Source organism: Nocardia sp. NPDC057663, from assembly GCF_042799895.1.
Taxonomy (GTDB): domain Bacteria; phylum Actinomycetota; class Actinomycetes; order Mycobacteriales; family Mycobacteriaceae; genus Nocardia.
On sequence record NZ_JBHVHX010000004.1, the window covers coordinates 237,050 to 255,799 of the forward strand.

At 66.8% G+C, this 18,750-nt stretch carries 14 protein-coding genes; 6 read left to right on the forward strand and 8 right to left on the reverse strand.

What is annotated here, in order from left to right; genetic code table 11:
* Positions 1 to 69: 69 nt before the first annotated feature.
* Positions 70 to 1,044, reverse strand: a complete 975-nt coding sequence (locus ACFVAV_RS12350; protein ID WP_379034086.1) for an alpha/beta fold hydrolase — start codon at positions 1,042 to 1,044, stop codon at positions 70 to 72.
* Between the two features lie 191 nt (positions 1,045 to 1,235).
* Between ACFVAV_RS12350 and ACFVAV_RS12355 the strand changes: the two genes are divergently transcribed.
* On the forward strand, positions 1,236 to 2,039 hold the full coding sequence (locus ACFVAV_RS12355; protein WP_379034088.1) for a HEAT repeat domain-containing protein: 804 nt from the start codon (positions 1,236 to 1,238) through the stop codon (positions 2,037 to 2,039).
* Between the two features lie 141 nt (positions 2,040 to 2,180).
* Here the strand turns inward: ACFVAV_RS12355 and ACFVAV_RS12360 are convergent, their stop codons facing one another.
* Entirely contained in the window at positions 2,181 to 2,678 is a 498-nt protein-coding gene (locus tag ACFVAV_RS12360; RefSeq protein ID WP_379034090.1) for a hypothetical protein, read from the reverse strand.
* A 168-nt stretch (positions 2,679 to 2,846) separates the two neighbouring features.
* Between ACFVAV_RS12360 and ACFVAV_RS12365 the strand changes: the two genes are divergently transcribed.
* The 3 genes from ACFVAV_RS12365 to ACFVAV_RS12375 all read left to right on the forward strand — a co-directional run bounded on the left by ACFVAV_RS12365 (position 2,847) and on the right by ACFVAV_RS12375 (position 6,265).
* Positions 2,847 to 4,175 carry a flavin monoamine oxidase family protein gene (locus ACFVAV_RS12365; protein WP_379034092.1) on the forward strand — a complete coding sequence of 443 codons (1,329 nt, stop codon included), beginning with the start codon at positions 2,847 to 2,849 and terminating at the stop codon, positions 4,173 to 4,175.
* A 94-nt stretch (positions 4,176 to 4,269) separates the two neighbouring features.
* The gene (locus tag ACFVAV_RS12370; RefSeq protein WP_379034094.1) at positions 4,270 to 4,878 is read left to right on the forward strand and encodes a hypothetical protein; all 609 of its coding nucleotides are present in this window, start codon (positions 4,270 to 4,272) and stop codon (positions 4,876 to 4,878) included.
* A 103-nt stretch (positions 4,879 to 4,981) separates the two neighbouring features.
* Positions 4,982 to 6,265: a class I SAM-dependent methyltransferase gene (locus ACFVAV_RS12375; protein ID WP_379034096.1), complete on the forward strand. Its 1,284-nt coding sequence runs from the start codon at positions 4,982 to 4,984 to the stop codon at positions 6,263 to 6,265.
* A gap of 56 nt (positions 6,266 to 6,321) precedes the next feature.
* Here ACFVAV_RS12375 and phaZ read toward each other — a convergent pair whose 3' ends face one another.
* Both phaZ and ACFVAV_RS12385 read right to left on the reverse strand, forming a co-directional pair.
* A complete protein-coding gene (gene phaZ, locus ACFVAV_RS12380; RefSeq protein WP_379034098.1) occupies positions 6,322 to 7,119 on the reverse strand; it encodes a poly(3-hydroxyalkanoate) depolymerase in 798 nt (265 codons plus the stop codon).
* A complete protein-coding gene (locus tag ACFVAV_RS12385) occupies positions 7,116 to 8,333 on the reverse strand; it encodes a PucR family transcriptional regulator (protein WP_379034100.1) in 1,218 nt (405 codons plus the stop codon). The genes phaZ and ACFVAV_RS12385 overlap by 4 nt, the downstream gene beginning before the upstream one ends.
* Before the next feature lie 221 nt (positions 8,334 to 8,554).
* Between ACFVAV_RS12385 and ACFVAV_RS12390 the strand changes: the two genes are divergently transcribed.
* Entirely contained in the window at positions 8,555 to 10,255 is a 1,701-nt protein-coding gene (locus tag ACFVAV_RS12390) for a PHA/PHB synthase family protein (protein ID WP_379034102.1), read from the forward strand.
* A gap of 97 nt (positions 10,256 to 10,352) precedes the next feature.
* Here ACFVAV_RS12390 and ACFVAV_RS12395 read toward each other — a convergent pair whose 3' ends face one another.
* The 3 genes from ACFVAV_RS12395 to ACFVAV_RS12405 all read right to left on the reverse strand — a co-directional run bounded on the left by ACFVAV_RS12395 (position 10,353) and on the right by ACFVAV_RS12405 (position 15,895).
* Positions 10,353 to 10,832 (reverse strand): MaoC family dehydratase, encoded by a 480-nt coding sequence (locus ACFVAV_RS12395; RefSeq protein ID WP_379034104.1) that lies wholly within the window; start codon positions 10,830 to 10,832, stop codon positions 10,353 to 10,355.
* Positions 10,829 to 12,319 (reverse strand): long-chain fatty acid--CoA ligase, encoded by a 1,491-nt coding sequence (locus ACFVAV_RS12400; RefSeq protein WP_379034106.1) that lies wholly within the window; start codon positions 12,317 to 12,319, stop codon positions 10,829 to 10,831. The genes ACFVAV_RS12395 and ACFVAV_RS12400 overlap by 4 nt, the downstream gene beginning before the upstream one ends.
* A 255-nt stretch (positions 12,320 to 12,574) precedes the next feature.
* Entirely contained in the window at positions 12,575 to 15,895 is a 3,321-nt protein-coding gene (locus tag ACFVAV_RS12405) for a protein kinase (protein ID WP_379034108.1), read from the reverse strand.
* Between the two features lie 277 nt (positions 15,896 to 16,172).
* Here ACFVAV_RS12405 and ACFVAV_RS12410 point away from each other — a divergent pair, with 277 nt between their 5' ends.
* Positions 16,173 to 17,057 (forward strand): alpha/beta fold hydrolase, encoded by an 885-nt coding sequence (locus ACFVAV_RS12410; RefSeq protein ID WP_379034110.1) that lies wholly within the window; start codon positions 16,173 to 16,175, stop codon positions 17,055 to 17,057.
* Positions 17,058 to 17,112: 55 nt separating this feature from the next.
* On the opposite strand, the gene ACFVAV_RS12415 is transcribed toward ACFVAV_RS12410, so the two are convergent.
* Positions 17,113 to 18,510, reverse strand: coding sequence for a wax ester/triacylglycerol synthase family O-acyltransferase (locus ACFVAV_RS12415; protein ID WP_379034112.1), 1,398 nt, complete (start codon positions 18,508 to 18,510; stop codon positions 17,113 to 17,115).
* Positions 18,511 to 18,750: the final 240 nt, after the last annotated feature.

An 18,750-nucleotide genomic window follows, 5' to 3' on the forward strand; every position in this document is an offset into this window, starting at 1 on the left:
CTGCGGGCGCCGTACGGCCAACTCGCGCGCCCCGACCCTAGGCTCTGTTGCCTGCCTTCGACGGCGCGCTCATCCGCGAAGGAATCTCAACAGCTCTGTGGTGACGAAATCCGGGTTCTCTTCGATGAGCCAGTGTCCTGCGTTCGGAACGTCCACCGCGTGCACGATATCGGCCAACCGTGCTGCAGCGCTCGCTCGGACCGGGTCGAGCTGTCCCTGCGCGGTCATGATCAGCGTCGGGACATGCGTCGGTGCCGCCGCCACCGAATCGCGGACGTCTTGATCCAGGGAACGGTAGAGCTCGAAGCCGCCGGCCAGGTTCTCGGGCCGACTGTAAGTCCGTGCGTACTCGTCGATTTCGGCATCGGTGAACGGAGAACGCCGCGAGGTGCCACCGAAAGCCGTTCCGCCGAAAGAGACCTGGGGATAGAACAAAGCCAGGTAGTCACGGACATTGTCACCGACCACCGCCTCGGGGACCTGTTGCTGGGAATGGAAGGCGATGTGCCAGCTCATCGAGCGGTAGGTGGGAGCGTCCACTGCGGGCCCGGGGAGAGGCAGGTCGAGGTATCCGAGACGCGCGGTGTCGGCGGGAAACTGGGTGGCGTAGTGGAATGCCACTGCGGCGCCGAAGTCGTGCCCGATGATCTGCGCATCGCGCACCCCGAGCCGGTCGGCGATGAGGGTGTGGATGTAGCGCGCCAAGGTGGCCTTGCTGTAGTCGCTCGGCGAGCCGGTACTGTCCCCCAGCCCGGGAAGGTCGATGGCGTAAACGGTGTGATGCTCAGCGAGTGCAGGCATAATCTGCCACCAGCCGTACCAGGTCTGCGGCCATCCATGGATGAGCACCACCGGCGAGCCGCTACCTCCGGTCACGTAGTGCATGCGAACGCCGTCGACATCGGCGAACTCGTGCCGGAAGGTCTTGTCGAATTCCCGGTCGCCGTGCGTCGCGACCGCATAGGCGGGAATCTCTGCTGCGGTCGTCGTGCCGCATGCCGCGGAGCAGACCGTGAGCAACGCGGAGATCGCGGTGACGGCCACCGCGCGGGCGTATCGTTTCAGTCGGACTGTCGACGGTTGAGCTGCGCTATTCATCGTTTCTTCCTGGGTGGTCGGGAGCTTCGGTCCGTCCCGCCAGTTTTGGCCGACGCAGCGAGGTCCGGCAAGCAACTTTGCTGGTTCGGCAAGCAAGCGGACAGGAGCCGCGGACCGTCGCCAGGTACCGTTGGCTGGTGAACCCAGCTGACGCGCGATGCCTCAAAGACGGCGACCTCGAGACCCGCGAGGAGAATCTGCGGCTTCTGCTCGCGCGGGCTGCTGACGGCGACGCATCCGCCAAGGAAGCACTGTGCGCGCTCGTCCGCGACTATCCCGACTACCACCGGTCGCTGTACAGCCGTGCGCTGAACCGGGCCGCGGTCTTCGGCGACGACACTCTGACAGCACCACTGCTCGCGTCACTGGCCGACACCCGGTACAACTGCCAGGCGTGGGCCGCGATGGGCTGTGCGGCGCTCGGCGTCCGCGACGCGGTTCCCGGCTTGGTCGCGATGCTGGACCACCCACAGCAGATGGCTCGAGAGCAAGCGGTGATCGCGCTGGGCCTACTCGGCGACGAATCGGTCGTCCCAGCGCTCGCGCCCGTGCTGCGGGACTCGATTGCCGGAATGCGCGAACGTGCCGCCGAGTCCCTCGGCCAGATCGGCGGCGATGCCGCCCTGGCCGCACTCTGGGACGAATTCGAGAACCGCCGGTACTACCGCATCGGCTATATCGCCAGCGCGCTGGCCACCTTCACCCCGGACGTGATCCCGAGGCTGTGCGCGGCAGCCGACAGCGACGACCCGAACCAACGGTACTGGGCGGCAGTCGCTCTCGGTTCTACCGGCGACGATCGTGCCGTACCGACGCTGGAACGGCTGATGGCCCACGACCGGGGTTCGACAGTCTTCGACGGCATGGTGAGCGTCGCCGCGAAGAAGGGCCTGCGCACACTACGGCGAATCCAAGCCGCGATCGCAGCCCGCGAATCCTGAAAGTTCAACTGCCGCAAGGCTGACGATGTACCGGGCAACGTAGATGCGTCGCCGGTGAGCCCGGCGTCCGCGAGCGGCTTACGATGACGACGCCGACCTGGATATTCTCCGCAACGAGCTCACGGCCACACCTCCACCGACCTAGGGGTGGAGTCGAAGCACCCTGAGCTCTGACAATTCGAGGGCCGCCCAGAGCGCGGTCAGCGCGCGTTTCCGACGCGCGGGTGACCACGGGCGCCCCTCGTCGAAGCCGGTGACCACCAGCCCATCGACCACCACATCGAGGACATCACACGCGGCACCGATATCGGGCTCGGCGATGCCCGTGTCGGCCAGCAGGCCCCGCACACGGCTGTCCCACCAGTCGTTGAACAGATCGAGTTCGGCACGCAGCACGGGTTCGCCACGACTGCCGAGCACGAGCGCCAGCCACACCCGGTGCGTCTGCTCATCCGGAGTCAGTACCGCCCACTCGACGAGTGCACGCAGTGCCGCCGCGCCTTTCACCCCCTCCAGCACCGCCTCACCCTCGGCGCGGCGCAGGTCGATCTGACGGCGAATCGCGATGCGCAGCATAGTGTCCCGGCCGCCCACATAGTGGGTCACGACCGAGGTGGACGCGCCGATGCGGTCGGCCACCGCCCGTATTGTCACCGCGCCGAATCCCCCGTCGACCGCGAGGGACAGTACCGCGTCGCTCACGGCGGCGAGTCGGGCCGCAGTATCGACCTGTCGAGGCATAGCCACAGCATATCGGGTTATGACACACTTGTTGTACAACATGCGTTGCATAACCGGGAGGCGGTCATGGAAGAGACGACAGTTGTCATTGTGGGGGCAGGATTCGCTGGACTGACCGCGGCACGGGTCCTGCGATCGCGTGGTGTGGACGTTCTCATGCTCGAATCGGCGAATCGGGTGGGCGGGCGCGCGTTCACTGTGCGATCCAACGCGGGCTCGCCGGTCGATCTGGGTGGCCAGTGGATCGGTCACGATCACGCGCGAGTGACCGCCCTCGCGGCGGAATTCGGGATGAGCCTGTTCCGCACCGCCTCTCCGGGGACACCGCTGGTGGTCGACGGTGGTCGCAGGATTGGGTCCGCGCCGCTGACCATGCTCTCGACCGGGCTGGCACTGCTGAGGCTGGAGGTGTTGTCCCGCTTACCTTTCCGCACGAGGTCCGATCGGGTGACAGTGGCCGGCTGGGTCGCACGGATTCCCGGTAGCCGGACGCGGCGGTTCCTCGATGTCATCCTGTCCGAAGCGCTGGCGTGTGACCTCGACCAAGTGTCGGTGGGGGCACTCATGACCGGGCTCCGGTCGGCGGGCGGGTTGCGGGTCATGCTCGGAACCGCCGGTGGCGCACAGGAATCGCTGATCTCGGGCGGGGCCGGGGGTCTCGCCGACGCGCTCGCCACCGAGCTCGGGCCGCTGGTGCAGCTGAATCGACCGGCCACGACCATGACGCGGACGGCCGATGGTGTCCTGGTGGGCACCCCGTCCGGGCCGGTCCGTGCTATCCGGGCGATCGTCACCGCACCGCCGTTGATCGCCGCCGCGATCCGGCACGAGCCGCCGTTGCCCGCGGAACGTCTGCTGGTTCAGACCGGAACCGTGATGGGCACGATCTACAAAGCGGTCGCGGTCTACGACACCCCGTTCTGGCGCGAGAACGGATACAGCGGAGAAGTTCTCGACCTGAGCGGTCCGGTTCCCGTCGCATTCGACATCTCACCGGCCGACGGTCCGGGGCATCTGTGTGTCTTGGTCCCCGGCCGCTCTGCGCGCGCTCTGGATCGGCTCTCGGCAGAGGATCGCCGGAACACCGTGTTGGGCTCTCTGGCCGATCATTTCGGTGCGCGGACGATGAATCCCCTGAGCTGGCACGAGAAGTCGTGGCATCATGACCCGCACGTGGGTGGCGGCTACAGCGCGCTGCCGATGCCCGGGGCGCTCCACGCCCTGGCGCATGCGGGAAGGCCGACCGGTCCGATCCATTGGGCGGGCACCGAAACCGCGCCTCGGTGGACCGGGTACCTCGAGGGTGCGGTGCGGTCGGGAGAGCGCGCGGCCGGGGAGATTCTGGCGGAAATAGGGACCCCGCGAGACCGAGAACCACAGCCGGAAGTCGGGTAGCGGAGACGAGTTTGTGCGGTGTCTACTTCGCGCGTGGCCGTACGCTGTTGAGTGCCTGCATGTTTGGTGGCCGTAGCCCGTAGGATGGAGCCTGATGGACCACACGGACCCTTTCCCCCGCCCTGTTCCGTTCACGGTTCCGAAGCTGCTTGTGGGCTTAGGGTCCCTATTGGTTGTTGCTGCGGCGATTGCGTCGTTCACCTTCACCTCCACCCTTGCTCGGGCGGCAGGAGTTCCTGAGCACCTGACCTGGTTGTGGCCGGTGGTGGTCGGGCTCACTGTCGCGCTGGTCGCCAGCACCTTCGTCACGTTGGTGGGTATCCGCGACGAGAAGATCACGCCCATGGTGCGGGTCTACGAGCTGCTGCTGGTCGCCGCCGTGCTGGCCAGTATCTGTGGGAACCTGCTTGCTATCTCCCGCGATCCGATCGAGATGGGCACCCTCGGGACCGCGACCGTGGTCTCCATTCCCCCGATCTGTCTGATGATCTGTGTGGGCAACTACCTGCTGCTCGCGGCAGTCGTTCCCGTCCGCATCGTGGCCTCGATCCGTGAGGACGACTGGCGACTGAGGGTCCTCGGCATACCCAGCGCACCGGCGCAGCCGAAAGACTCGAACCCCTCTCACCATGACGGCGCCGCCTGGTGGGACCAGCACCGCAGCGAGGCAAGGACTCCGACGACACCGAAAACCCGGACGTAGGAGATCGCAACCTTTACCTGGACGCGCCGCGTCCTCGACCTGCGGCACGGATGGGGTCGCGTCGCTGCCAGGGCAGCGGCGCGACGCGGGCCATAGTGGTCGGATGGGTAACCAGACCACGGTCGCTGCCGCGTTCGAACCTCTGCTGCGAGCCACCTTGGGCCCGCACCCTGCGGTGGGATTCGAATTCTGGGATGGCAGCACGATCCAACCCGATGGTGCCGGCCCCGGCACCATGCGCGTGCGATCCGCGGACGCGCTGCGCCACCTGGTCTGGGCGCCTGGCGAACTCGGCTTGGCGCGTGCATTCGTCTCCGGCACAGTGGATCTCGAGGGCGACATTTTCACGATGCTTCGAGCACTCCAGTCGACAGCGCCGAACGATGCCCGCCTCGGTTTCGGTGCGGCCTGGCAGGCCATCGGCGCGGCACGGCAACTCGGGGCGCTCGGTCGCCGCCCGGCACGACCACCGGAGGAGGCCCGACCGCGGCGCGGACCGTTGCACACCAAACCTCGCGATGCGTCGGCGATCAGTCATCACTATGACGTCGGCAACGATTTCTACCGGCTGGTGCTCGGACCGAGCATGACCTATTCCTGCGCGCGGTTCGTGCCCGGCGACGACGGCTCCTTGGAAGACGCACAGCGCGCCAAGCACGACCTGATCTGCCGCAAATTGGGCATGGCCGAGCAGTCGGGTATGCGCCTGCTCGACGTGGGATGCGGCTGGGGTTCCATGGCGATGCACGCGGCGTCGACCTATGGGGCGCAGGTCGTCGGCGTCACCATCAGCAGTGCTCAGGTCGAGCTCGCCCGCCGACGAGTCGCCGACGCGGGGCTGTCGGGCAGTGTCGAGATCAGGCTGGCCGATTATCGGGATCTACGCGGCGAAGAGTTCGACGCCATCTCCTCGATCGGCATGTTCGAACACGTCGGCTCCCAGCGCGCCGCCGAGTACTTCGACACCCTGCGCGCACTGCTGCGCCCGCGCGGACGGCTGCTCAACCACGCCATCTCCTCGCCGGGCGGCTCCATCATGCAGAATCGTTCCTTCATCGGGCGCTATGTCTTCCCGGACGGCGAACTCGTCGACGTGGGCGAAGTCGTCTTGGCCATGGAACGCGCCGGATTCGAAGTTCGTGACGTCGAAGCCCTGCGCGAGCACTACGCGCGCACCCTTCGCCAGTGGGTCGCGAATCTGGAAAACGCTTGGGAACAAGCAGTTTCACTCGTCGGCGAAGGGCGAGCACGAGTGTGGCGGCTCTATATGGCCGCCTCCGCGCTGGGCTTCGAAGACGGCGGACTCGGGATTCACCAGGTACTCGGCGTGGTACCGGAAGCAACGGGGAATGCCGATATGCCCGCGACGCGGCGTGTCTGGGGGTAGACCGTGCACTCTGCAGCATGGCTCGGCCGGCACGGTCCCGACCGATCCGGCCGCGCTCAGCGCTGCAGGAAGTCGGCGATGCGCGGGGCGAGGTCGTCGGCGCGGGTGACGAGCCCGAGATGACCGTCCGGGTAGACATGAAGGGTCGAACGGGGCATGAGCAGGTGCATGATCCTCGCGTTGACGAGGGGGATGATCGGGTCGTCGTCGCCGGCGAGGATCAGCGTGGGCTGCCGGATCAGCGGCAGGAACGGGAGACTGCTCCAGCCCGCGCCGGCGATCAACTGCAGGGCGTAGCCGCGACCGCGGGCGAGAGGTGCGTGGCGGTAGAGGATCTCCTTCGCGAGCAGCGGCTCGTCGCGCAGGCGCCCGCCGTAGAGGGTCGCGGCGATCGTGGCGGCATAGGCGGGATCGCGGTAGCGACGCGGCGTGATCATCTTGCTCAGCACCCGCGGCGAAGCGGGGACCATCAGCATCCCCGTCGCGGTGGCGACGAGCACCAAGCGACGGCATCGGCGGGGGTTCTGGAAGGCGAACTGCTGGGCCAGGCCCCCACCCCAGGAGATTCCGAGCATGTCCACCTCGCGGCAACCGAGTTCGTCGAGAACCCGTCCCAGTTGCCAGGCCAACGTCGCGAAATTGTAAGGCAGGCGCGGTAGTTCGGACTCGCCGATGCCCGGCACGTCGAAGCGGACGACCGGGATGTCCGGGTCGAGCCGATCGACGAACGGTTGGAGCAGATCCAGGCTCGCGCCGATACCGTTGCACAGTACGAGCGGCGTGCCCTCCCCGGCTCGGACAGCGACGCGCAAGGAGCGCCCGTCCACCCGCAATTCGCGGACGATGTCGCTCACGAGATTCCGTCCGCGCGGTTGCCGAGCTCGGGAAACGTGCGGATCGCCTGCAGCGCGGTGGTCAGATCGCCCAGCTTCCGTGGATCGTCGAGCGAACCTCCGAGGTGCTCCTCGAGGCGATGGATACGGTGCCGGACAGTGTTCTCGTGGCAGTAGAGAAGCCGGCCCGCCTCGGCGGCGGAGCCGTGCACCTCGATCCACGCCGTCGCTGTCGCGAGCAAGGTCGTGCGTTCGTAGTCGGGCAATGTGAGCACAGAGCGCAGGACGCGCTCCACGAAACGGCGAGTCGTTTCTTTGTCCCGGACGATCAGGTCGATGTGCGGTTCGTCCTCCAACTGGCGGATGGCTTTCGTTCCGGGAGGCACTGTTTCGAGAGCCACCTGTGCCAATCGCAAGGCTCGCGCCGCACCGTCGAGACGGTCGAATCGGGGGCTGATGCCTACCCGCCCGTCAGCCGCCTTGCCGATGCACGCGAGAACCTCCTCCGGATCGCGGCGCTGTCCCAGCGAGAGCACACCGATCTCATGGTCGGGTTGCGAACGCCAGGCCGAGCCCACGTCGAGCTGCCGGAGACGGTCCTCGAGATGTGGAAGGGGCGATGAACGCCTGCCCGTTGCCTCCGCGACCAGCACGAGGAAGGTGCCGACATAGGGAAGGTCCAGCAGCTTCGCGACCTCCCACGCACTGTGCGAGCTGGATCCGGGGCCGTCGAGGATTGCCGAGATGATGCCGGATCGGCGGCGATCGGCGGCGATCATCCGCTCGCCCACCTCCTGCCGATAGGAATCGGTCAGGGCGAGCGAGTAGTCGTCGGCCAGCTCCCAAATCGTCGTCGCGGCGTCGAGGAGTGCATCGACCGACCGCTGCCCCGCACTCCGGGCCGTGTCGAGTAGTCGCTGCCAGACGAAGGCGAAGCCGAGTCGGTACGCGCGCAGGATCTCCGGCAGCGGTATACCCTGCGCGGCACGCGCACGCCCGGTTCGACTCGGCGCCGACAGGTCGCGCTCGGCGCTACCACTCAACCGACCGAGGATCTGATGCATGTTGTCTATCAGCGATTGCTTCAACTCGCGACGATCGACGATGCTCGCCTGGCGGTAGATCTCGATCTGATCGGTGATCCGGGCTACCAGCTCGTCGGCCAGCGGATCGATCTGCTCGAGCAGGTTGGCGGCGAGTCTTGTCACCGGCGGAGTGAGGCTGACAGAGGGCACCTCGTCAGGCTATCCACGACGACGTCGCCCCGTCGCGGCCGACAGCCGGACTGTGGGGGCCGACACGTTCCGCCCCACGATCTTGTCGGTGCCGACATTGGCCGAACCGGCACGTTGCGCCACTGTGTGTGCACGCATTCGGCACGGTGGCCGCACTGAGATGCGGGTCATCATGCGTTCGCCGCCGGAGTCGATGAGCAGATCCACCGCAGCCGACAAGGATGAGGGGAGACGCCATCAACGACACGAGTGACACTCCGGAGTTCGCCATGCCGCTCGACCAGCTACTGACGCAGGCCGCGTTGGGATCGGCGAGCCGGTGGCTTCCCGGCAGTGCGGGAGTTCGATTCCTGGACGCATTGGCCCAGCACCCTGATCGCGTAGCCACGCGGGTCGGCGGCCTGCTGGACGAACTCGGCCGGATCGCCAAGGGCACATCGAAGGTCGCGCCGCAGCGCCGCGACCGCCGTTTCGCGGATCCGGCATGGTCGGACAATCCACTGTTGAAGCGCGTTGTCCAGGCCTACCTGGCCGCGTCCGAGACGGCCGAAGGTCTCCTGAAGGACGCGCCGATGGAATGGCGCGACGCCGAACGGATGAAGTTCGTGACGTCGAACATCATGGAAGCCGTATCGCCCAGCAATAATCCGCTGATCAGCCCCGTCGCCTGGAGGACGTTCTTCGCCACCAGCGGCGCCAATGCGATCGCGGGCCCGCGCAACCTCATTCGGGACTTCGCCAGCTCGCCGCGGATCCCGGCGATGGCCGAGCCCGACGCCTTCAGAGTGGGCGCCGACCTCGCGGTCACGCCGGGCGCCGTCGTGTACCGGTCGCCGATGTTCGAACTGATCCAGTATGTGCCCCAGACCGAGACCGTGCGCGGCGTGCCCCTGTTGATCGTCCCGCCGACCATCAACAAGTACTACGTCCTCGACCTCGCACCCGGCCGTAGCCTGATCGAGTATCTGGTCCAGCAGGGCCAGCAAGTGTTCGTGATCTCGTGGCGCAACCCGGACGAACGCCACAGCACGTGGGGCATCGATGCGTACGCCGAAGCCGTCATCGATGCGTTCTCGGTGGTCGACCGGATCAGCGGAGCCGGATCCGTGCATACGCTGGCTGCCTGCTCGGGTGGCTTGATCACCGCCCTGGCGGCCGCACACCGCGCGGCGATCGGGCGGGTCGGCACACTGGCCAGCCTCAGCCTGCTCGTCACGATGATCGACCAGAACAGGGCCGGAGTCGCCGGATCGCTCGTCGACGAGGCCATCGCACGGACGGCGATCGCCCAGTCGAAACGCAAGGGCTACCTGGACGGCCGCGATCTCGCGGAGGTCTTCGCCTGGCTTCGTCCCGCGGACCTGGTCTGGAACTACTGGGTCAACAACTATCTGCAAGGCAGGACACCACCGAAATTCGACATCCTGTTCTGGAACGCCGACACCACCCGGATGCCCGCTGCTTTGCACCGCGACTTCATCGAGGCCGCTGTGCACAACAAACTCGCCACCCCCGGATCGATCACGGTTCTCGGGACTCCCGTCGACCTCGGCGAGATCACCGTCGATTCCTACGTCGTGGCAGGCTCCGCCGACCACCTCTGCCCCTGGGCCAACTGCTACCGCAGCAGTCAATTGCTCGGTGGCAAGGTGCGTTTCGTCCTGTCGACCAACGGTCATATCGCTGCGCTGGTCAATCCACCCGGTAACCGCAAGTCCAGCTACCAGGTGTCGGACGACAATTCACTCGACCCCGCCGACTGGCGCGGCGCCGCAACCACCGTGCAGGGGTCATGGTGGCCGGACTACGCCGCGTGGCTCGGCGACCGCTCCGGGCAGGAGAAGCCGTCGCCGGCGGCGCTCGGCAACGCCGACTTCCGTCCGCTCGGCGGCGCGCCGGGCACCTACGTGATGGCCGAATAGCAGAGCTCGGCACCGAGACGGAGGTGGACCGAACGGCCGGTGCCCCGTAGCGCTGGAAGCGCTACGGGGCACCGGTGCGAGGTAACGATGTGCCTGGTCAGATCTGCTGCAAGTACCGATAGACCGGCTCGGCGATACACGCCGGCTTTGCCGCACCGCTGATCTCGACGACGGCGGCGATAGTCACCTGGACTCCGCCAAAGACCCGATCGACCGACTGCAGGGTCGCATTGAGGCGGACCTTCGCGCCGATCGGAACCGGACTCGGAAAGCGGACCTTGTTGAGGCCGTAATTCACGGCCACCACCGCATCGGTGACTGCGAGAACCTGCGGCCAGAGATAGGGCAGCAACGACAACGTGAGATAGCCGTGCGCGACAGGCCCGCCGAAGGGGCTCTCCCGGGCGGCACGCTCGGGATCGACATGGATCCACTGGTGGTCGTCGGTGGCATCCGCGAAGGTGTCGACCCGCGATTGGGTGACCTCGAGCCACTCGCTCGTGCCGAGGTGTCGTCCCACGAAGGACTCGAGTCCCGCGATGGAGGTGGTAGTCGGCATCTCATACGACTCGGTCATGACAGCTCCTCGGGAACGACAATGGCACGCTTGAGCACCTTTCCCGTAGGACCCTTGGGAAGTGCCTCGACGAACCACACGTGGCGTGGATACTTGTAGGCGGCGACACGGGCTTTCACGTATTCGCGCAACTGATCCGCCGTCGTGGTGCACCCGGCCTTCAGCGCGACGACAGCAGCGACCTCCTCGCCGTGAGTCCGATGCTGCACGCCGATCACCGCTGCTTCCAGTACTTCCGGATGCTCGTACAGCACTTCCTCGATCTCGCGGGGGTACACATTGAACCCGCCCCGGATGATGAGGTCCTTCTTGCGGTCGACGACAGCGAAATAGCCGTCGCCGTCCTGCCTGGCCATGTCGCCGGTGTAGAACCAGCCGTCCCTGATCGCCTCGGCGGTCGCCTCGGGCCGGTTCCAGTACCCCTTCATCACGTTGTGCCCGCGGATGACGATTTCGCCGACTTCGCCCGGCGCGACATCGTTGCCGTCGCTGTCGACGACGCGCATCTGCACGCCTTCGACCGGGGTGCCGATGGAACCCGGCTTCGCCGCGGCGACGCGATTGAACGAGGCGACCGGGGAGGTCTCCGACAACCCGTACCCCTCGAGGACCTGCACGCCGAAGGTGTCGGCGAACCCACGAAGGACCTCCACCGGCAGCGCCGCGCCACCGGACAGACACACGCGCAAGGTCGAGGTGTCGGCGACCTCACGCCCCGCGCTGAGCAGGCCTACGTACATCGTCGGGACTCCCTCGAATACCGTCACCCGGTCCCGTTCGATCAGCTTCAGCACCGCGGCCGGGTCGAACCTCGGGATCAGCGTGATACCGGCCCCACACAGCACGGCGACATTCAGGCCTGCGGTCTGCCCGAAAGAATGGAACAGCGGCAGGCAGCCCATGATGACGTCCTCGGGCGTGGCCTCCAGCAGCGTCCGGGCGGTGACAGCGGCGTTGGCCCGCAGGTTGGCGTGCGTCAGCTCGGCACCTTTCGGCGCCCCGGTCGTTCCGGATGTGTACAGGATGACCGCTGTGTCCTCGTCGTCGCGCTCGGTCACCTCGACCAGCGCGGGCCACGAGGCGATCTCGGCGAGCTTCCCTTCGGTCACCGTGACCGCGCTCGCCTCGCACGTCACCACGGCGGAGGCGACTTCGGTGAGCGCGGTGTGCCAGGCGAACAGCAGCGTGGCACCGGCATCGTCCAGATGGTGGCGCACCTCGCGTTCCTTCAGCAGCGGGTTCATCGGCACCGCGATCAGACCGGCCCGCAGGACTCCGTAATAGATCACCGGGAAGGCGATGACATTGGGCAACATGATGCCGACCCGGTCACCGGGCGCGTAGCCGCGCTCCCGCAACCAGCCCGCCACCCGCGAACTCAGATCGTCGAACTCGGCGTAGGTCAGCACCTGATCGTCGAGCCGAACTGCCGGGCGTGCAGGAAACCGTTCGGCCGAATTCTTCAGGTTCCAGGCGAGATTGGTCATGAGCTCGGCCCTTCGACCGGCACGCGGCAGGTGAATATTCGCGCACCCGGCGACGAAAAATTGGTGATTCTCACGCCGACAATCGTCGGGCGCGGGCAGTGGCGGGCCAATATCGGCGGCGACAACCAATCGTCCCGATTGGTGTTCCGCAGCATATTCATCCGCGAATCCGAGCTCGACTACCCTCGCGACGGCCTCGCGGGCGATTTGTTCAGAAGGTGGAGGACGCGCTGCGCCCGCGGCGGACCGACAGTGTCACGGTTCGCGGCCTGAAACAGCAGCTGCAGGTTTCCTTGGCTCAGGCTTGGGATTCTGCGATGCTGCTATCCATGCCGCAATCTGCGCCCTGGAGGTGAACCCAAGCTTGGTCAGCAGATGCTCGACATGCCCCTGGGCAGTACGTGGTGAGATGACGAGGCGATGGGCGATTTCCCGGTTGGTGAGCCCTTCGGCAACCAGGAGGGCGACTTCCCGCTCCCGCTTGGTCAACTTGCGGCCGACAGGATCGGTCGATGCGGGCGGCTTGTGCTCGCGTAATGCATAGGTGATCGCGGCATCGAAACTCAACGCGGCGCCCTCCCGTCGCGCGGCGGAATAGCTCTTTTCAGTCATCGCCTGTCGGGTGAAGCGCTCGCACTCTTCCTGGTGGACAGCCAGATCCGGAATCGGCACGGGTCCGGTGCCCACGGACCGGCCGATCTGCTCCGCGGCCGCGGTCAGCACGACCGCGCGCTCGGCATCGCGTTGCTCGGCAGCTATCCACGCCAGCACCTGCAGGCACGCGCTCGAGTTCGTGCGGTCGTTGACTGTGCGGCTGACCTGCAGTGACTCCCCGAGGAGCTGGGTCGCGCGCGCCGGGTTTCCCTGCCGCCACAGCGCCACGGCCAGCGAGCACAGCAGGTACGAGCGGTAGATCGTTTCTCCTGTCTCGTCCGCGAGTGCGAGCGCGTGCTCGTAATGCTCGATCGCGCGGTCGGTGTCATGACGCAGCTGGTAGGTGAGCCCGAGGTTGGTGAGAGCGTCGATCTGAAAAAGCACGTCGCCGCGCTGGGCATACACCGCGATCGCCTTCTCGAAGTAGCGTCGGGCCGACCCGGCGTTCCTGCCGTACAGCGCAAGGACACCGTCGGCGAAGTCGATGTGTGCTCGCATCAACGGGTCCGTCGTCTGTTCGGCAAGCGTTCGCCCTTCGCGCACCACGGCAACCGCTGCCGGAAGGTCGCCCTGCACCGCGGCCATCAGGCAGGCGCAATACCTCGCAGCAGCTTCGTCGACGGTGAGTGGTCCGGTGCGGCGTGCCAAGAGGCGGTCCAGCCAGCGACGGCCCTCACTGAGGGCGCCCTGGCAGAACCAGAATGGCCAGATGGCCGCGGCGATCCGGAGGCCGACCGCTGGGCTGTCGGAAACGCAGAATTCCAGCACTTGCCGCAGGTTCGATTGGTCCCGATACAACCTGGTGATCCACTCGAGAGTCTGGGCACCAGCCCAACCGGCATACGCGTCCTCTGCTTGGCGTTCGTACCAGTCGCGGTGACGGCGGCGCAGCTCGAGGTAGTCACCGGCCGTGCGCGCCTTCTCGCGACCGTACTCACGCACAGTGCCCAGCATTCGGAACTGCACCGAGGCGCCGGATTCTTCTCGGACCAGGATCGACTTGTCGACCAGGCAGGCCAGCGTATCCAGGAAATCCACGGCTTCGGGGCCGTCGCCGCAGACGAATCGCGCGGCATCGGAGTCGAACCCGCCGGCGAACACCGACAGCTGAGCCCACACCTGCTGCTCGGCCGGCGTGCACAGATCGTGGCTCCAGTCGATGCACATCCGCAATGTCTGTTGCCGCGGCGGGGCGCTTCTGGTGCCGCGGGTCAGTAATGCGAACCGATCGGTCAGCCGCTGCAGAATCTGATCGGGCGACATCGCCCGCAATCGTGCCGCTGCCAGCTCGATCGGCAGCGGCAGGCCGTCGAGCTGTCGGCAGATCTGCGCGATGGTGATCATGTTGTCATCGGTGATCTCGAATCCCGCGACGGTCGCGCCTGCCCGGTCGGCGAACAACTTCACGGCGTCCTGCTGCGACAATCTCCTCGGTAGCCGATCGGGATCGGGTACCGCGAGCGGACGAATCGGCAACAGCGACTCCCCGTCGACACCGATCGGCTCACGACTCGTCGCGAGAATCCGCAACCCGGGACAGCTACGGAGGAGGGAGTCGGCGAGCTCAGCGACGGCAGCCACCACTTGCTCGCAGTTGTCCAGAACAATCAGGAACTCCCGATCGGACAGGAATTCCCTCAACATCTCGCGCAACGGTCGCACCGATCGGTCCGGCAATCCCAGTACGCCCGCCACGATCCCCACCACCAGCGACTCGTCGCGCACCTCGCCCAGCTCCACGAATACCACACCATCGGCGAACCGGGCCTTCGCGCCGGTGGCGACCCGCACCGCCAGTCGTGTCTTGCCCACCCCGCCGGTGCCGGTCAAGGTCACCAACCGCGAGCTCGACAAGGCGTTCGTCGCTTCGGTCAGCTCGGTACGCCGATCGACGAAACTGGTCAATTCCGCGGGAACCGTCCCGCGACGATCGCCACCCGCCGGGGTCTTCGAGGGGTCACCTTCGTGGCGTGCGGCCGGGAAGGGCTCCTTGGATTCGAGTGAACCAGCATCATCGGCATGCGGCGTATGCAGCGCCATCTCGTCGACGGGAAATCCATGTCGGCGCTGCGACGCTTGGAGTTGCGCACCCAGCTCTGCGGCGGACGGGCGGCCACCTGCGTCAGCGCCCATGGCACGTTCGACGACCGAGCCGACATCCTCGGGAATGCTGTAGTCACGCAGATCCGGAATCGGCTCGGACGCGATCCTGACGAACTGCGCCACCAACTGCTCGCTGCTGCGGCGTTCGAAAGCGGCATGCCCGGTGATCGCGGCGAACAACGTCGCTCCCAGGCCGTACACATCCGCGGCGGGACCCGGTGGCTCGCCGGCGATCACCTCCGGCGCGGTGAAAGCCGGTGTACCGGTCACGACGCCGGTAGCGGTGTGGAACCCGCCCGCGATGTGGGCTATCCCGAAATCCGCCAGTGCCGGCTCGCCGTACACGGTGAACAGGATGTTGGCGGGTTTGACATCACGGTGGAGAACCCCCGAGCGATGCGCCGTCTCCAGCGCACCCGCCAGTTTCACCCCGAGCCGCAGGGCTTCTTGCAGGTCGAGCGGACCGTTGGCGCGGAGACGAGCGTCGAGGGAGCCGTGGGCGTAGTACGGCATGACCAGGAACGGCCGGTCTTGCCCGGTGGTGCCCGCGTGCAGGACACTCACGATATTGGGATGTCCGGTCAACCTGCCCGCAGCGCGTTGCTCGCGGAAGAATCGCGCTCGATTGTCCTCGTCGAGATCGGCGATCAGCACCTTCACCGCCACCACCCGGTCGAGTGAGGGTTGCGCGCATCGAAAGACGGTGCCGAATCCGCCTCGGCCGATCTCCACCGCATCGTCGAACCCGGCCGCAGCCAGCTCCGCCACGACCGACCCGGATGTGTCGCGTTGGGTCGCGTGCGGATCGCCACCGGTCATCGACTACACCGATACGTCCGACCCCAACGAAGGCACGGGCACCATTGCTCACCTCTCGACGATCAACCCAAGGATATCGCCGCACGACCGAACACTCGGCGCCTGCTGACGATGTGCTTCTGGACCGCGCGCTCGGTGACCCGCCACCGAAACCGAAGAACAGGTAGCTACACCCCCTGCTACCCGGCCTGCTCCCCCACCTCGACCTGCGTCACGCCGGCGCGCCGATATGGCATCATCAACTAGAACGAGTTCTAGAATTGCCGAGGAGGACTTCGTGGGAACTGCGCGATCAGTGCGGACGGGACCTTTCGTCGTGCCCGCCGTCGACGAGATTCCCGGTGGACGGATGCTCGAACTTCCGGGGCGTGGCCAGACCTACGTCGTGGACATCCCGGGACCAGCCGGCGCACCCGTCCTGATCCTGCTGCACGGCACCGCCTGCACGGCGGCCCTGAACTGGTTTCCGGCGCTGGAAACGCTGAGCGCGCGGTATCGCGTGGTGCTGTTCGATCAGCGCTGGCACGGGCGCGGGATCCAATCGGCGCGGTTCCGGCTCGACGACTGTGCCGACGACGTGGTCGCGGTCGCCGATGCGCTCGGCCTGGATCGCTTTGTCTGCGTGGGCTATTCCCTCGGCGGCATCGTCTCCCTGCTCGCCGCCCACCGGCATCCGGACCGGGTCGCCGGGCTGGTGCTCTGCGCGACTCCGTATCGCTTCCAGGAGAAGCGGCGCGAGCGGGCGTTCCATCGCGGTTTCGCCACCGTCGCCGAGGCGATGGGCGACTATCCGTATCGGCGGGCCCGGCGGCTGACGCGCGGTCTGCCGGAACTGCCGCCTGCCCTGGTGCCGGGGCAGCTACGGCGGTGGGCGGTGGGCGAATTCCGCAGTACGAGCGGATGGGCGCTCGCGCCCGTGCTGGCCGAGATCGGGACGTTCGACGCTACCGCGTGGCTGCCGGAGCTGCGGGTGCCGACCGCGGTGGTCATCACGACCAAGGACCGGGCGATCCCGGTGTACCGGCAGATCGAACTCGCGGCCGCGATTCCCGGGTCGAGCGTGCATCCGGTCGCGGCGGGTCATGCGGCGTGCGCTGTCGCACCGGACCGGTTCGTGCCGGCACTGGCCGACGCGTGCCGGGCGGTGGCCGCGCGGCTGTAGTCGACGACCCTGTTCGACGCCGATGGCGAACAGGGCGGACTTTCGGCGTGGGCGATCAGCCCCGAGCGCGTGCCGCGGCCAGCAATTCGTCGATCACTGCGGGCACCGCATCGGCCAGCGCGTCGACGTCGGGAACCAGGTCACGACAGGCGATGAAGCCGAAATCGAGATCACCGCAGTTCGACAGCACGGTGACGGTGAGCCCGGCGCCGTGGAAGACCGGACCGAACGGGTACATGCCGTCCACCCGGACACCGAGGAAGTACAGCGGCATCGGCGGACCGGGCACATTCGAGACCACCAGGTTGTGCACCACCGGGTGCCGTTCGGCCAGCTTCAGCGACGAGTAGACGCGGGAGGCGAGGCGGAAGGTGTTGGGCGGGGCGTACTTCGACCAGTCCTGGAGGAAGTCGGCGCCGATCAGATCATGTTCGGCCTTGGCGTCGCGGTTGGCGACGGCCAGCGCCTCCAGCCGCTCGACGGGATCGGCGATATCGGTGCCGAGACGGCAGAACAGGGTCGAGACCTTGTTGATTCCCTCGGTGTGCCTGGTCGATTCGTGCACCGACACCGGCACCGAGGCGACCAGCGAGCGATCGGGCAGCTCGCCCCGATCGGCCAGGTAGCGGCGCAGCACGCCACCGACCACGGTCAGCACGACATCGTTCACCTTCACCCCGAACGCGGCCTTGATCTCCTTGATCACGCCCAGGTCCGTCTTGGTGAACGAGACCGACCGTGTCCCGGTGACGGCCTGATTGAACGGCGTGCGCGGCGCGGAGAACGGAAGCGCCATCCCCGCTTCGTTGTTCCGCCGCCGTTGCGCGAAACCCGCGACCATGCCGAGGGTTTTGGGAACCATGCCGAGCATCCCGGCCCTGGCGGGAAACCGGACCGCGGCGCGCGCGATGAGCTCGAGATCGCCGGGCACCGGTTCCGGTTGCCACGGTTCGGGTTCCGGACGGCTGAGCCCCGGCTCCAGATCGCACAGGTGCATCATCATGTTCGTGCCGGTGATGCCGTCGACGGCCGAATGGTGGTACTTGCAGACGACCGCCACCTTGCCGTCGTCGAGACCCTCCACCACCGACATCTCCCACAGCGGCCGATTCTGATCCATCGGCCGACTTGCGATGTCACCGATCAGCTCGGCCAGACCGGCGAGACCGGCGAGACCGCCCGGCTCCGGCAGGTCGGCGCGCCGGATGTGGTTGTCGATGTCGAAGTCGGTGTCGTCGACCCAGAGCGGATGGTCGAGGTTGAACGGCACCGGGTGGACCCGGCGGCGCATGTGCGGGATGAGGGGCAATCGCCTGCGTAGTTCGTCGCGGAGGTGGTCGAACGAGTACGGCCCGTCGGCCGGGTCGAGAATCAGCAGTGCGCAGACGTGTAAATGCTGGGTATCGGTCTCCAGATAGAGGAAACTGGCATCCAATCCAGTGAGTCGTTCCATAGCCGAACCCTACTAGAACACGTTCTATTTTTGCTGCCTCTCGGCCGAACTAGACGACTCTCACACTGCCGACGGCGGCGAAACCATGGTGGAGTTCGGCGAGCGGGCGTGATCGGCGGCGACGGCGCCCCCATCGGGGGCGACCGGTCCCCCGACCGCGTAGCCGTCGAGCAGGGAGTCATCCGCCCCACAACATCCGTGCCAACCCGAAACGCCGTCGGCCCCACGGTGCGGGGACGA

What these genes read in the sequence shown, in the direction of transcription:
- ACFVAV_RS12415 (WP_379034112.1), bottom strand. Translation starts at nt 18,510, where the DNA reads ATGGAACGACTCACTGGATTGGATGCCAGTTTCCTCTATCTGGAGACC.
- ACFVAV_RS12370 (WP_379034094.1), top strand. Translation starts at nt 4,270, where the DNA reads ATGGACCACACGGACCCTTTCCCCCGCCCTGTTCCGTTCACGGTTCCG.
- ACFVAV_RS12405 (WP_379034108.1), bottom strand. Translation starts at nt 15,895, where the DNA reads ATGACCGGTGGCGATCCGCACGCGACCCAACGCGACACATCCGGGTCG.
- ACFVAV_RS12400 (WP_379034106.1), bottom strand. Translation starts at nt 12,319, where the DNA reads ATGACCAATCTCGCCTGGAACCTGAAGAATTCGGCCGAACGGTTTCCT.
- ACFVAV_RS12395 (WP_379034104.1), bottom strand. Translation starts at nt 10,832, where the DNA reads ATGACCGAGTCGTATGAGATGCCGACTACCACCTCCATCGCGGGACTC.
- ACFVAV_RS12365 (WP_379034092.1), top strand. Translation starts at nt 2,847, where the DNA reads ATGGAAGAGACGACAGTTGTCATTGTGGGGGCAGGATTCGCTGGACTG.
- ACFVAV_RS12375 (WP_379034096.1), top strand. Translation starts at nt 4,982, where the DNA reads ATGGGTAACCAGACCACGGTCGCTGCCGCGTTCGAACCTCTGCTGCGA.
- ACFVAV_RS12390 (WP_379034102.1), top strand. Translation starts at nt 8,555, where the DNA reads ATGAGGGGAGACGCCATCAACGACACGAGTGACACTCCGGAGTTCGCC.